The sequence below is a fragment of the Pseudomonas sp. FP597 genome, from assembly GCF_030687435.1.
In the GTDB taxonomy this organism is placed as follows: domain Bacteria; phylum Pseudomonadota; class Gammaproteobacteria; order Pseudomonadales; family Pseudomonadaceae; genus Aquipseudomonas; species Aquipseudomonas lactucae.
On record NZ_CP117432.1, the window covers coordinates 2,013,286 to 2,026,497 of the forward strand.

A 13,212-nucleotide genomic window follows, 5' to 3' on the forward strand; every position below is an offset into this window, starting at 1 on the left:
GCAAGTTGCGCAAGCAGCAGTCACAGGTGGCGCGGCACTCATAATGAGCGCAGCGCCGAATGCGCAGTACCTAACGAAGACGGTAAAAAGCATGAATCTTCACGAGTATCAGGGTAAGCAGCTGTTCGCTGAATACGGCCTGCCAGTTTCCAAGGGCTACGCAGTAGACACCCCGGAAGCAGCAGCAGAAGCTTGCGACAAAATCGGTGGCACCGAGTGGGTTGTCAAAGCCCAGGTCCACGCAGGTGGTCGCGGTAAAGCGGGCGGCGTTAAGCTGGTTCGCAGCAAAGAAGACGCCAAGGCCTTCGCACAGCAGTGGCTGGGCAAGCGTCTGGTGACTTACCAGACTGATGCCAATGGCCAGCCAGTCACCAAGATCCTGGTTGAATCGTGCACTGATATCGCTAAAGAGCTGTACCTGGGCGCTGTCGTTGACCGTTCGAGCCGTCGCATCGTGTTCATGGCTTCCACCGAAGGTGGCGTGGACATCGAGAAGATCGCTCACGAAACCCCAGAAAAAATTCTGAAAGCCACTATCGATCCACTGGTTGGCGCTCAGCCGTTCCAGGGTCGCGAGCTGGCTTTCCAGCTGGGCCTGGAAGGCAAGCAAGTTGCCCAGTTCGCCAAGATCTTCGTAGGTCTGGCCAAACTGTTCCAGGACCACGATCTGGCCCTGCTGGAAGTGAACCCGCTGGTGATCAAGGCTGACGGCGATCTGCACTGCCTCGACGCCAAGATCAACATCGACGCCAACGCCATGTACCGTCAGCCTAAGCTGAAGACTTTCCACGATCCGTCGCAAGACGATCCGCGCGAAGCGCACGCTGCCAAGTTCGAACTGAACTACGTAGCCCTGGAAGGTAACATCGGTTGCATGGTCAACGGTGCTGGCCTGGCCATGGGTACCATGGACATCGTCAACCTGCATGGCGGCAAGCCAGCCAACTTCCTCGACGTGGGCGGCGGTGCTACCAAGGAACGCGTTACCGAAGCGTTCAAGATCATCCTGTCCGACTCCAACGTCGCTGCAGTACTGGTCAACATCTTCGGCGGCATCGTTCGTTGCGACATGATTGCCGAAGGCATCATCGGCGCAGTGAAAGAAGTCGGCGTTAAAATCCCGGTTGTTGTGCGCCTTGAAGGTAACAACGCTGAACTGGGCGCTAAAGTACTGGCAGAAAGCGGTTTGAACATCATCGCGGCTACCAGCCTGACCGACGCTGCTCAACAAGTTGTCAAAGCTGCGGAGGGCAAATAATGAGCGTCCTGATCAATAAAGACACCAAAGTTATCTGCCAGGGTATTACCGGTTCGCAAGGTAGTTTCCACACCCAGCAAGCCATCGAATACGGCACCAAGATGGTTGGTGGCGTAACGCCGGGCAAAGGCGGTACCGAGCACCTGGGCCTGCCAGTGTTCAATACCGTGAAAGATGCTGTAGCTGCCACTGGCGCCACCGCCAGCGTGATCTACGTTCCAGCTCCTTTCTGCAAGGACTCCATCCTGGAAGCGGCATTCGGCGGCATCAAGCTGATCGTCTGCATCACCGAAGGCATTCCTACCCTGGACATGCTGGACGCTAAAGTTAAGTGCGACGAACTGGGCGTAGTCCTGATCGGCCCTAACTGCCCAGGCGTGATCACCCCAGGCGAATGCAAGATCGGCATCATGCCAGGTCACATTCACTTGCCAGGTAAAGTCGGTATCGTTTCCCGTTCCGGCACCCTGACCTACGAAGCTGTGAAGCAGACCACTGACGCCGGTTTCGGTCAGTCGACTTGCGTCGGCATCGGCGGTGACCCGATCCCAGGCTCCAACTTCATCGATATCCTGAAGTTGTTCCAGGAAGACCCTAAGACCGAAGCGATCGTGATGATCGGCGAGATCGGCGGTTCGGCTGAAGAAGAAGCGGCTGCCTATATCAAGGCTCACGTGACCAAGCCGGTTGTTTCCTACATCGCTGGTGTGACTGCCCCTGCGGGCAAGCGCATGGGCCATGCTGGCGCAATCATCTCCGGCGGCAAAGGCACTGCGGACGAGAAATTCGCTGCACTGCAAGACGCAGGCGTTAAAACCGTGCGTTCGCTGGCAGACATCGGCAAGGCCCTGGCCGAGCTGACCGGTTGGGCTGTCAAGTAAGCCTCGCGCTTAGCTGACGCTTCACCACACAAAGGCCACCTTCGGGTGGCCTTTGTGCATTTTGGGTTCAGCAAAATTCCCTGAGGTTGGCAGGGATGCAAATGTGGGAGGGGGCTTGCCCTAATGCCAGTCAGTTAAGGCTTTGAAGGGGTAAAAAGTGACCTGTGGCGAGGGAGCTTGCTCCCGTTGGACTGCGCAGCAGTCCCATTCTGTGTAAACAAAGAGAGGGGCCGCTTCGCGGCCCAACGGGAGCAAGCTCCCTCGCCACAGATACAGTGTTGTCTCTTAACTGGCTGGCATTAGGGCTTGCCCCCGATAGCGGTATGCCAGTCACCTGATGTATTGACTGAACCACCGCCATCGGGGGCAAGTCGCACCGCCCCTCCCACATTTGATCGTATTACCAAAATAAAGTATGAAAACGCGACATTCAGATGTCGCTTATCGGACAGTCCGCCCCGCAACAGTGCGTTCTTCAAGCTAATTCTGTACCCTGGCCGCCTCTATTATGCGTGCGCCTCCCAAAAGGAAGCTCCGCGCTAGACCGGCCGGCCCCATCAGGGCCGGCGGTATTTCCCTCATCCACAGGGAATCCCCCTCTAAATTCCGATTCAGCAGTGTGGTATTTCCTTAAATGAAAGTGTTGAAAAGCCAGGACATCCTGGCGTTGGGCTTTATGACCTTTGCCCTGTTCGTGGGCGCCGGCAATATCATTTTCCCGCCTATCGTAGGTTTGCAGTCCGGGCCTCACGTCTGGATGGCAGCGTTGGGCTTCCTGATCACTGCGGTCGGCCTGCCGGTGGTCACCGTGATCGCCCTGGCCAAGGTCGGCGGTGGTATGGACGCGTTGAGCAGCCCGATCGGCAAGATCGCCGGTGGCCTGCTCGCGGCGGCGGCGTATCTGGCGGTAGGCCCGCTGTTCGCCACCCCGCGTACCGCAACCGTGTCCTTTGAAGTCGGCCTGGCGCCGCTGACGGGCGAGAGCCCGCTGGCACTGTTCCTCTACAGCTCGGTGTACTTTCTGGTGGTGTTCTTCGTCTCGCTGTACCCAGGCCGTCTGCTGGACACCGTGGGTCGCTTCCTCGCGCCGTTGAAGATCATCGCCCTGGCCATCCTGGGGATTGCCGCGTTTGTGTTGCCGGTCGGTGAAGTGGGGGTCGCCACCCCGGAATACGTGGCCGCACCGTTTTCCCAGGGCTTTATCAATGGTTACCTGACCATGGATACCCTGGGCGCGCTGGTATTCGGTATCGTGATCGTCAACGCGATCCGTTCTCGTGGTGTCGAGTCGCCCAAGCTCATCACGCGTTACGCGATCATTGCCGGGTTGATTGCCGGTGTAGGTTTGGCGCTGGTGTACATCAGCCTGTTCCGCCTCGGGGCGGGCAGCCATGAAGTGGCGGCTGGTGCTGCCAATGGCGCCGCCGTATTGCACGCCTATGTGCAACACACCTTCGGCTCCCTGGGCAGCGGCTTTCTCGCGGTACTGATTTCCCTGGCGTGCCTGGTGACCGCCGTGGGCCTCACCTGCGCCTGCGCCGAATACTTCAGCCGCATCCTGCCGCTGTCCTACAAGACCCTGGTGGTGATCCTGGCGCTGTTCTCGCTGTTCGTGTCCAACCTGGGCCTGACCAAGCTGATCGCGTTTTCGATTCCGGTGCTGACCGCGATCTACCCGCCGTGCATCGTGCTGGTGGCGCTGAGCTTCTGCAAAGACTTCTGGCGGGAGCAGGGCCGTATCGTTGGCCCGGTGATGCTGGTGTCGTTCATCTTCGGCTGCATCGATGCGCTCAAGGGCGCGGGCTTGGCGGGCTGGATGCCTTCGCCGTTGGCCAACCTGCCGTTGAGCGAACAAGGCCTGGCTTGGCTGGTGCCGTCGGTGATGGTCCTGGTTGTGGCGGTGGTGATTGACCGTCTGCTCGGCAAACGCAGCGAAGCGATCGCATAACCAGCGGATCACAGGCGCTACTGAAATGCCCCGTATCAATCGATACGGGGCATTTTTTATGCTTAATAGGCGACGACCTTCTAAAGTTTGAACTCGGTCAGTGTGGGAAGGAGCAGGTCGCACCGCCCCTCCCACGGTTGGACCGCATTCCGCCATCATTCACCTTGTCATAGGGCCCGCATGTCGTTCATCGAAACCAACCAAGTCCACCTGCTTGCCGCGCTCTGGTTCGTCCTGTGCTGGGGCGGCTACACCCGTTATGCCACCTGGAAGGCCCGCGACACGGCCTGCCTGGCCAGTGTGTTGCATCTGTACCGCGAGGACTGGATGCGTCGGATGCTGCTGCGGGACAACCGTATCGCCGATGCCAGCGTGATCGGCAACCTGGAGCGCAATGCCTCGTTCTTCGCCTCCAGCACCTTGATCATCCTCGCCGGCATTCTCACTGTACTCGGCGCCTCCGAGCGGGCCGTGTCGTTGCTGGCGGATATTCCCATGGTGCAGCAGGCGTCCCAGGGCATGTCGGAAATCAAGCTGTTGTGCCTGGCGCTGGTGTTTGTCTATGCGTTCTTCACGTTCAGTTGGTGCATGCGCCAGTACAACTTCGCGGCAGTGCTGGTGGGGTCGGCGCCGATGATCGGTGAGCGGCTGGTGTCGGAGCAGGAGCGCAAGGCGTTTGCGTTGCGCGCGGCGCGGGTGATTTCCATGGCCGCCAACCAGTTCAACTTTGGCCTGCGCGCGTATTACTTCGGCATGACCATGTTGGCGTGGTTCGTCAGCCCTTGGCTGTTCATGTTGATGAGTGCCGGGGTGGTGTTCGTGCTGTATCGCCGCGAGTTTCATTCCGACGTACTGCAAGTGATGGTGTATACGCAGACGGATACGACGCTGTCCGACACTGTTAAAGAGACGGCTTAGTCCGCGTCGGCGTATTAACGCAGCGAATAAAAACAGCAGACAAAGTAAAGCCCGCTATCTAAGCGGGCTTTCTTTATGCAGCCAAGCTACTTCAAGCCGCGGTATCAGGAACCGGTGGCAGGGGTAGCAGGTGCTGCTTCTTTTGCGGCAGCTTCGTTCGATTCAGCCTGAGATTTGGCAGCTTCGGCGTTTTCTTTCGCAGCGTCGTTCACTTTATCCTGAGCCTTGGCCATGTCTTTCTGAGCTTGCTCGGAATGTGCGGCAGCGTCTTGGGCTTTGTCTTCGGATTTTTTGTCGCAGGCAGCCAGGCCGAGGGCAGCGGCGAGCATCATGGAAATAGCTAAAGTCTTGCGCATGGGGTGTTTCTCCTTATTGAAGATATCTACTGGCCTTTCGAGCCTGAGGGCTCAGCATTAGTTCCTTTTATTGCGCAGATATATATACCGCGTGCGCCAAGGAACTTTCACCCGCACCGCCTACTCAGCGGATACCCAACATATAAGAGTCTGGACCAATGACCGAAAACTCACTGTTAGCACGTGCCAGGCGCTTTGTTGGCGCGTTGCGCCATTGCCAGGTGTTGGGCATTTGCGTGCATGCGGCAAGCGAGGAGGGCATGACACTCATGCTGCCCTATGCGCCGGCTATCGTAGGCGACCCGGAGACGGGGGTGATCCACGGCGGCGCCTTGACCTCGCTGATGGATACGGCGTGCGGCATGGCTACCCTGTGCGTTTTGCCGGAATTCGAGGTGTGCCCGACCCTCGACCTGCGTATCGATTACATGCATCCCGCCGAACCGCATAAACCGGTGTACGGCTTCGCCCAATGCTATCGGGTGACCACCGACGTGATTTTTACCCGTGGCGTCGCTTATCAGGACGACCCGGAACAGCCCATCGCCCATGGGGTGGGTACGTTCATGCGCATGGGCAAACGCCTCAAGGGCTCCCAAGGATTGGGCAGCACGATCAAGGGAGAGCAGGCATGACGCATCGATTCAAGACCCGGCTGGAACAGGCTCACACGCGGGGCAGCTATGAAGCGCTGCTGGCGCTGATCCCCTACGCCAAGCTGATTGGCGTCGAATGCACCCGGCAAGGCGACGATTTGCTGTTTCGCCTGCCCGCCAACAAGGACAACATTGGTAACCCGATATTGCCGGCGCTGCACGGCGGGGTGATTGCCGGCTTTATGGAAGTATCCGCAGCGCTGCATCTGCTGGTGTTTACCGGTGCGCCGGGCCTGCCGAAAATCATCGACTTCTCCCTGGATTACCTGCGCGCCGGGCAGTTTCGCGACACTTACGCCAAATGCCAGGTGTGGCGCCAGGGGCGACGAGTGGCGAATGTGGCGATTACCGCCTGGCAAAGCACCCAGGCGGAACCGATTGCCACCGCTCGTGCGCATTTCAAAATCGAGGAACCGGCTCGCCCTTGAAATCCTGGTCTTAGCCCCCAACTTTGATGACAACCCGCCGCCAACCCTTTCGGGGGCGGCCACTGCCATCCAATTGGAGTTTGATGACCATGAGTGTGGAAACTCAAAAGGAAACCCTGGGCTTCCAGACCGAGGTGAAGCAACTGCTGCACCTCATGATCCATTCGCTGTATTCCAACAAGGAAATCTTCCTTCGCGAATTGATCTCGAACGCCTCTGACGCTGTCGACAAATTACGTTTCGAAGCCCTGTCCAAGCCGGAGTGGCTGGAAGGTGGCGCGGAACTGAAAATCCGCGTGAGCTTCGACAAGGACGCCAAGACCGTCACCCTCGAAGACAACGGGATCGGCATGAGCCGTGACGATGCGATCACCCATCTGGGGACCATCGCCAAATCCGGCACCGCCGATTTCATGAAGAACCTGTCGGGCGACCAGAAGAAAGACTCGCACCTGATCGGCCAGTTCGGCGTGGGCTTCTACTCGGCCTTCATCGTTGCCGACAAGGTTGAAGTGTTCAGCCGCCGTGCCGGCCTTGACGCCAGCGAAGGCGTGCACTGGGCCTCCAAAGGCGAGGGCGAGTTTGAAATCGCCACGATCGACAAGGCTGATCGCGGCACGCGCATCGTGCTGCACCTCAAAGACGGTGAAGACGAATTTGCCGATGGCTGGCGCCTGCGCAACATCATCAAGAAGTACTCCGACCACATTGCGCTGCCGATCGAGCTGCCCAAAGAACAGGCAGCCGCCGAAGGCGAAGAGGCTTCCGCCCAGGAATGGGAAGTGGTCAACCGTGCCAGCGCCCTGTGGACCCGTCCTCGCACCGAAGTGAAGGATGAGGAATACCAGGAGTTCTACAAGCACATCGCCCACGACTACGAGAACCCGCTGAGCTGGAGCCACAATAAGGTCGAAGGCAAGCTGGAATACAGCTCGCTGCTCTACGTGCCGGCCCGTGCGCCGTTCGACCTGTACCAGCGCGAAGCGCCCAAAGGCCTGAAACTCTACGTACAGCGTGTGTTCGTGATGGACCAGGCGGAATCATTCCTGCCGCTGTACCTGCGCTTCATCAAGGGCGTTGTCGACTCCAATGACCTGTCGCTGAACGTGTCGCGGGAGATCCTGCAAAAAGACCCGATCATCGACTCCATGAAGTCGGCGCTGACCAAGCGTGTCCTCGACATGCTGGAAAAACTGGCGAAGAACGAGCCTGAGCAATACAAGGGCTTCTGGAAAAACTTCGGCCAGGTCATGAAGGAAGGCCCGGCGGAAGATTTCGCCAACAAGGAAAAAATTGCCGGTCTGCTGCGTTTTGCCTCGACTCAAGGCGAAGACGGCGAGCAAGTGGTGTCCCTGGCCGAGTACCTGGCGCGCGCCAAGGAAGGTCAGGACAAGATCTACTACCTGACCGGCGAAACCTACGCGCAGGTCAAGAACAGCCCGCACCTGGAAGTCTTCCGCAAGAAAGGCATCGAAGTGCTGCTGCTGACCGACCGTATCGATGAGTGGTTGATGAGCTACCTCAGCGAGTTCGATGGCAAGACCTTCGTCGACGTGGCCCGTGGTGACCTGGACCTGGGTAACCTGGACTCCGAAGAAGAGAAGAAGGAAGCCGAAGAAGCCGCCAAGGCCAAAGAAGGCCTGGTTGAGCGGATCAAGACTGCCCTGGGCGATGCCGTCAGCGAAGTGCGGGTTTCCCACCGTCTGACCGACTCCCCGGCGATCCTGGCCATCGGCGAGCAGGACCTGGGCATGCAGATGCGTCAGATCCTCGAAGCCAGCGGTCAGAAGGTTCCGGATTCCAAGCCGATCTTCGAATTCAACCCGGCTCACCCGCTGATCGAGAAACTCGACGGCGAGCAGAGCGAAGAGCGGTTTGGCGACCTGTCGCACATCCTCTTCGACCAAGCGGCCCTGGCCGCTGGCGACAGCCTCAAAGATCCGGCCGCCTATGTGCGCCGACTGAACAAGCTGTTGGTTGAACTGTCGGTTTAACACCGTTGTAGAAAAACCCGCTTCGGCGGGTTTTTTCGTTCTAGTGCACCTCAACTGGAGAGAATGATGAGCCAAGTCACTGTGCGTTCCGTGGTCTATCAGATTGATGGCCAGTCTTATGAGAGCCGCCTGGCGTTCGATGCGAGCCACAAGGGCCCCTTGCCGGGCCTGCTGATGGCGCCGAACTGGATGGGCGTGAGTGCCGGTGCTGAAGAGATCGCCAAAAGCGTCGCCGGCAAGGGGTACGTGGTGCTGATCGCCGACCTGTACGGGCAAACTGTGCGTCCGTCGAATGGCGATGAAGCCGGGGCGGCGATGATGCCGTTGAAGAATGACCGGCCGTTACTGAACAAGCGCATGCAGGCGGCCCTTGAGCAACTGCAAGGCCAGACCGAAGCGGCTGTTGATACCTCCAGGCTGGCGACGTTCGGCTTCTGCTTTGGCGGTTGCTGCTCGCTGGAGCTGGCCCGCACGGGCGCGCCATTGAAGGCTGCGGTGTCGTTCCACGGCACCCTCGACACGCCAAACCCGGCGGACGCCAACAACATCAAGGGCTCGGTGCTGGTGTTGCATGGCGCCTCCGACCCGCTGGTGCCCAAAGAACAGCTGCCGGCGTTTGAAGATGAAATGAACGCGGCGGGCGTGGATTGGCAACTGCTGAGCTACGGCGGCGCGGTGCATTCCTTTACCGACCCCGACGCCAATGTGCCAGGCAAGATGATGTACGACGCAAAGACTGCTGCACGGGCCTTCCGGTCGATGCATAACTTGTTGGATGAAGTGTTCAAGGGCTAAATCTCTAGCGCCTGTTCTGGCGCCATCGGGGGCAAGCCCCCTCCCACCTTGAATGTGTTCACAGATCAAAATGTGGGAGGGGGCTTGCCCCCGATGACTATTTCACAGGCAACTCAATTCTTTCGGATTCACCCGGCACCGTCGGCCAATCCCCAGCCGCCCAGCGCTGCCTCGCCCGCTCGATCACCGCGGGATCGCTCGCGACAAAATTCCAATTGATCCGCCGCGGTCCATCCAGCGGCGCGCCGCCAAACACCACCAGGTGGCAATCGGAGTCGGCACACACGGTCATCGCCTGTCCGCTCGGCAATACCACCAGGCTCTGCGCCTGCAACGGTTCGCCGTCGAGCTGCGCGTCACCTGCCAGCACGTACAGCGCGCGTTCCTCATGCTCATCCGGGATCAGCAGGGTGGTTGCCGTCTGCATCCGTACCTCGGCATATAACGTGGGCGACAGCACCGGTACCGGCGATTTGAGGCAGAACCCACTGCCGGCGATCAGGCGAATGTGCACACCCAGGTTATCGCTCACCGGCAGGCTCGCCGCCGGGTGATGGCTGTAATGCCCCGGTCCCGTTTCATGGTCTTTGGGTGAGGCCAGCCATACTTGCAACCCGTGCAGGCTGAACCCGCTGGCCTTGAGCGCCTCGGGCGTGCGTTCCACGTGGGCAATCGCGCTGCCGGCGGTCATCCAGCTGACATCGCCGGCCTGTACCACCTGATCGGAACCCAGGCTGTCCTTGTGCTGCAACGCGCCTTCGAGCAGATAGGTGAGGGTGGACAGCCCAATATGCGGGTGCTGGCGGATATTCATGCCGCTGCCCGCTGCATAGCGGGTTGGCAGCATATGGTCGAAAAACACAAAGGGCCCGACGCTGCGACATTCTCGCGATGGCAGCGGGCGCAGGATCGGTTGGCCTTCGACATCTTCCTGGCGAGGGCGGATCACGGTGAGGGGGGTCATGGTGCGTCCCAATCTGAGCGGGTTAGTTCGCGTTGAGCATAACCCGCTCGGCGAGAGACTGCTGCTATTGACTGAAAGCCCCTTCCGACAACGTGGTCTGGATGTTGATCTCGGCGGTGGTCATCAGCTTGTGCACGGGGCATTTGTCGGCCACGCGGTGCAGTTCGTCACGTTGTGCGTCGGTGAGCACGCCTTTGAGGGTCAGTTTGACGTTGAGTGTGTATTTGCCCTTTTGCTCCTCGGCGGCATCGTGGGTGACTTCTACGGTGACGCCGGTGAGCGGGATGTCTTTCTTCTGTGCATACAGCCTGACGGTCAGGGCCTTGCACGACGCCAGTGCGGCATCGAAGTAATCATGGGGGGAGGGCGCAGAGTCGTCGCCGCCCAGGCTTTTGGGCAGGTCGGTAAACAGCTCGTGGTTATTGATGTTGACGCTGTGGCGGAAGTTTTCAGCGTTCAGCGTATTCACGGTAACAGGCATGGCGAACCTCATGGAGTGGCAGGATGAAGGTCATGCAGTTATAGAGCATGCGGGCACCCCGGTGTTCCGTGTTTTCCCTCGATGAACCCTGGCGGGTTGCTGAAGGTCTACCCGTATCAGCCCCTATCGAGGTTTCACCGTGCCCTGGACCCACCTGAGTCTTGCCTTGTTACTGGGCGCCAGCAGCCTTGCCGTGCAGGCCCGCGACTATGCCTACAGCGATGCGCACCTGCATTACGTGGATTTTTTCCAGGAAACGGCAGGCATGGACAACTTGCTCAAGGCCATGCAGGAACATCGCATCGAACATGTGATGATTTCCGGCATTCCCGTGGCGAAGAAATGGCACGAAGACGAGCCCAAGCGTCCGCGCTATTACGCGGGTGATGATGCCGATGCCTATTGGTACAGCGCCACGGATGTGATCGTCGCCGCCGCCGTGAACAAGCTCACCGCCGAGCAGCGTCAGCACTTCCATCCGTTTCTGAGCGGCTTCAACCCCAATGACAAGAACTCCGACGCACATATCCAGCGCATGCTCGACCTCAACCCAGGGCTGTGGCAGGGCATTGGCGAGGTCTTCACCCGGCACGACGACCTCACGGCCCTGACATCCGGCGACACCCCGCGCGCCAACAACGAAGCCATGACACGCATCTATCACCTGGCCGCCGAAAACGACCTGCCGGTGATGCTGCACTCCAATATCACCTCCAAGCGCGAGCGCAACCCGCTGTACCTGGCCGAAGTGGAGCAGCCGCTGCGCAACCATCCACATACCCGGTTTATCTGGGCGCATGCGGGCACCAGCAAGGAGATCCACCGGCATCAGGTGCAACTGGATTTTTTATTGCCCACCTTGGATCGCCTGTTGGAGGCTTACCCCAATCTGTACATTGACCTGTCCTGGAGCATGCTCACGCCGTATTTGCTGGACGAGGCGGGCAAGCCCCGGCCGGAGTGGGTAAAGCTGGTGGAGCGCTTCCCGGACCGGTTCATGCTGGGCTCGGACGTCGTCGGGCGTTTCAATAAGCTGGGTAAGGAAATGCGCCGCTTTGACCCTTTCCTTGACGCATTGCCCGAGGACATTGCCCGCAAGGTGGCGAGGGATAACTTTCTGGCGGTCCTGCCGAAGACTGCGCGTGATAGCTCGGCACATTAGTGGTGTGTCAGACATGCCGCCAACGCAGTCTCGCCAAGGCTCGACAGCTGCTACACATCGGCACGCACGTTTCAAATAGGGTCACCCATAAAAAAGCCCCGAACCAGTCGGGGCTTTTTCATGGATCAAGCTACAGGGCTTACTTGCCCTGCCAGCGTTTCAGTACCAGGGTGGCGTTGGTGCCACCGAAGCCGAAGCTGTTGCTCATCACGGTGTCGATTTTGACGTTCTCAACGGTCTTGGTCAGGATCGGCATATCGGCGACGACCGGGTCGATCTCGTCGATGTTGGCCGAACCGGCCATGAAGTTGCCTTCCATCATCAGCAGGCAGTAGATCGCTTCGTGAACGCCGGCGGCGCCCAGGGAGTGACCGGACAGGCTCTTGGTGGAGCTGATCTTCGGAGCCTTGTCGCCGAATACCGCACGCACACCTTCCATTTCCTTGGCATCGCCGACTGGAGTCGAAGTGCCGTGGGTGTTCAGGTAGTCGATCGGGGTATCGACAGTGGACATCGCCATCTGCATGCAACGGATGGCGCCTTCACCGCTTGGCGCAACCATGTCGTAGCCGTCGGAAGTAGCGCCGTAGCCGACGATTTCCGCGTAGATCTTGGCACCACGGGCCAGAGCGTGTTCCAGCTCCTCGACCACCACCATGCCGCCACCGCCGGCGATGACGAAACCGTCACGCTTGGCGTCGTAGGCACGGGAGGCTTTTTCCGGGGTTTCGTTGTACTGCGTGGACAGCGCGCCCATGGCGTCGAACAGGAACGACTGGCTCCAATGCTCTTCTTCACCGCCGCCGGCGAACACGATGTCCTGCTTGCCCAACTGGATCTGCTCGACAGCGGTACCGATGCAGTGAGCACTGGTGGCACAGGCGGAGGAGATCGAGTAGTTCACGCCCTTGATCTGGAATGGCGTGGCCAGGCAGGCGGAAACGGTGCTGCCCATGGTCCGCGTTACACGGTACGGGCCAACGCGCTTCACGCCTTTTTCGCGCAGGATGTCCAGCGCTTCCATCTGGTTCAGGGTGGATGCGCCGCCGGAGCCGGCGATCAGGCCGGTACGTACGTTCGACACCTGGTCTTCGCTCAGGCCGGAGTCAGCAATCGCATCCTTCATGGCCAGGTAGGCGTAGGCGGCAGCGTGGCCGACGAAGCGATAGATCTTGCGATCGATCAGTTCTTCGAGAGGCAGGTCGATGGAGCCGGAAACCTGGCTACGCAGACCCATTTCGGCATATTCCGGGTTGAAGCGGATGCCAGGGCGACTTGCACGCAGGTTAGCGGTGACGGTCTCTTTGTCATTGCCCAGGCAAGAAACGATGCCCAGACCAGTGATAACGACGCGGCGCATGCGGATAACCC

13 protein-coding genes are annotated in these 13,212 nt (G+C 59.4%); 9 read left to right on the plus strand and 4 right to left on the minus strand.

The window, feature by feature from the left end; translation table 11 throughout:
* Nucleotides 1–91: 91 nt before the first annotated feature.
* From sucC to PSH66_RS09450, 4 genes are all read left to right on the plus strand, one after another.
* Complete coding sequence (gene sucC, locus PSH66_RS09435) at nucleotides 92–1,258, plus strand: ADP-forming succinate--CoA ligase subunit beta (protein WP_003233235.1); 1,167 nt, start codon at nucleotides 92–94, stop codon at nucleotides 1,256–1,258.
* Nucleotides 1,258–2,139 carry a succinate--CoA ligase subunit alpha gene (gene sucD, locus PSH66_RS09440; protein WP_003172813.1) on the plus strand — a complete coding sequence of 294 codons (882 nt, stop codon included), beginning with the start codon at nucleotides 1,258–1,260 and terminating at the stop codon, nucleotides 2,137–2,139. Before sucC ends, sucD begins: the two co-directional genes overlap by 1 nt.
* A 634-nt stretch (nucleotides 2,140–2,773) precedes the next feature.
* Nucleotides 2,774–4,087, plus strand: a complete 1,314-nt coding sequence (gene brnQ / locus PSH66_RS09445) for a branched-chain amino acid transport system II carrier protein (protein ID WP_141063716.1) — start codon at nucleotides 2,774–2,776, stop codon at nucleotides 4,085–4,087.
* A 180-nt stretch (nucleotides 4,088–4,267) separates the two neighbouring features.
* A complete protein-coding gene (locus PSH66_RS09450; RefSeq protein ID WP_003172817.1) occupies nucleotides 4,268–5,005 on the plus strand; it encodes a DUF599 domain-containing protein in 738 nt (245 codons plus the stop codon).
* A 104-nt stretch (nucleotides 5,006–5,109) separates the two neighbouring features.
* Here the strand turns inward: PSH66_RS09450 and PSH66_RS09455 are convergent, their stop codons facing one another.
* Nucleotides 5,110–5,361: a hypothetical protein gene (locus PSH66_RS09455; protein ID WP_003172818.1), complete on the minus strand. Its 252-nt coding sequence runs from the start codon at nucleotides 5,359–5,361 to the stop codon at nucleotides 5,110–5,112.
* A gap of 158 nt (nucleotides 5,362–5,519) precedes the next feature.
* Between PSH66_RS09455 and PSH66_RS09460 the strand changes: the two genes are divergently transcribed.
* The 4 genes from PSH66_RS09460 (at nucleotide 5,520) to PSH66_RS09475 (ending at nucleotide 9,234) form a co-directional block, all read left to right on the plus strand.
* Nucleotides 5,520–5,996, plus strand: coding sequence for a PaaI family thioesterase (locus PSH66_RS09460; RefSeq protein WP_003172819.1), 477 nt, complete (start codon nucleotides 5,520–5,522; stop codon nucleotides 5,994–5,996).
* Nucleotides 5,993–6,445, plus strand: a complete 453-nt coding sequence (locus tag PSH66_RS09465; protein WP_078823813.1) for a PaaI family thioesterase — start codon at nucleotides 5,993–5,995, stop codon at nucleotides 6,443–6,445. The genes PSH66_RS09460 and PSH66_RS09465 overlap by 4 nt, the downstream gene beginning before the upstream one ends.
* An 89-nt stretch (nucleotides 6,446–6,534) precedes the next feature.
* The gene (htpG, locus tag PSH66_RS09470) at nucleotides 6,535–8,439 is read left to right on the plus strand and encodes a molecular chaperone HtpG (RefSeq protein WP_003172821.1); all 1,905 of its coding nucleotides are present in this window, start codon (nucleotides 6,535–6,537) and stop codon (nucleotides 8,437–8,439) included.
* Between the two features lie 66 nt (nucleotides 8,440–8,505).
* A complete protein-coding gene (locus tag PSH66_RS09475; RefSeq protein WP_003172823.1) occupies nucleotides 8,506–9,234 on the plus strand; it encodes a dienelactone hydrolase family protein in 729 nt (242 codons plus the stop codon).
* Nucleotides 9,235–9,331: 97 nt separating this feature from the next.
* On the opposite strand, the gene PSH66_RS09480 is transcribed toward PSH66_RS09475, so the two are convergent.
* On the minus strand, nucleotides 9,332–10,198 hold the full coding sequence (locus PSH66_RS09480; RefSeq protein ID WP_305428891.1) for a pirin family protein: 867 nt from the start codon (nucleotides 10,196–10,198) through the stop codon (nucleotides 9,332–9,334).
* A 64-nt stretch (nucleotides 10,199–10,262) separates the two neighbouring features.
* Complete coding sequence (locus PSH66_RS09485) at nucleotides 10,263–10,679, minus strand: OsmC family protein (protein WP_003172826.1); 417 nt, start codon at nucleotides 10,677–10,679, stop codon at nucleotides 10,263–10,265.
* Between the two features lie 139 nt (nucleotides 10,680–10,818).
* On the opposite strand from PSH66_RS09485, the gene PSH66_RS09490 reads away from it, so the two are divergent.
* On the plus strand, nucleotides 10,819–11,841 hold the full coding sequence (locus PSH66_RS09490; protein WP_305428892.1) for an amidohydrolase family protein: 1,023 nt from the start codon (nucleotides 10,819–10,821) through the stop codon (nucleotides 11,839–11,841).
* 139 nt (nucleotides 11,842–11,980) lie between these two features.
* Here PSH66_RS09490 and fabB read toward each other — a convergent pair whose 3' ends face one another.
* Nucleotides 11,981–13,201, minus strand: coding sequence for a beta-ketoacyl-ACP synthase I (gene fabB, locus PSH66_RS09495; protein ID WP_003172829.1), 1,221 nt, complete (start codon nucleotides 13,199–13,201; stop codon nucleotides 11,981–11,983).
* Nucleotides 13,202–13,212 lie beyond the last annotated feature (11 nt).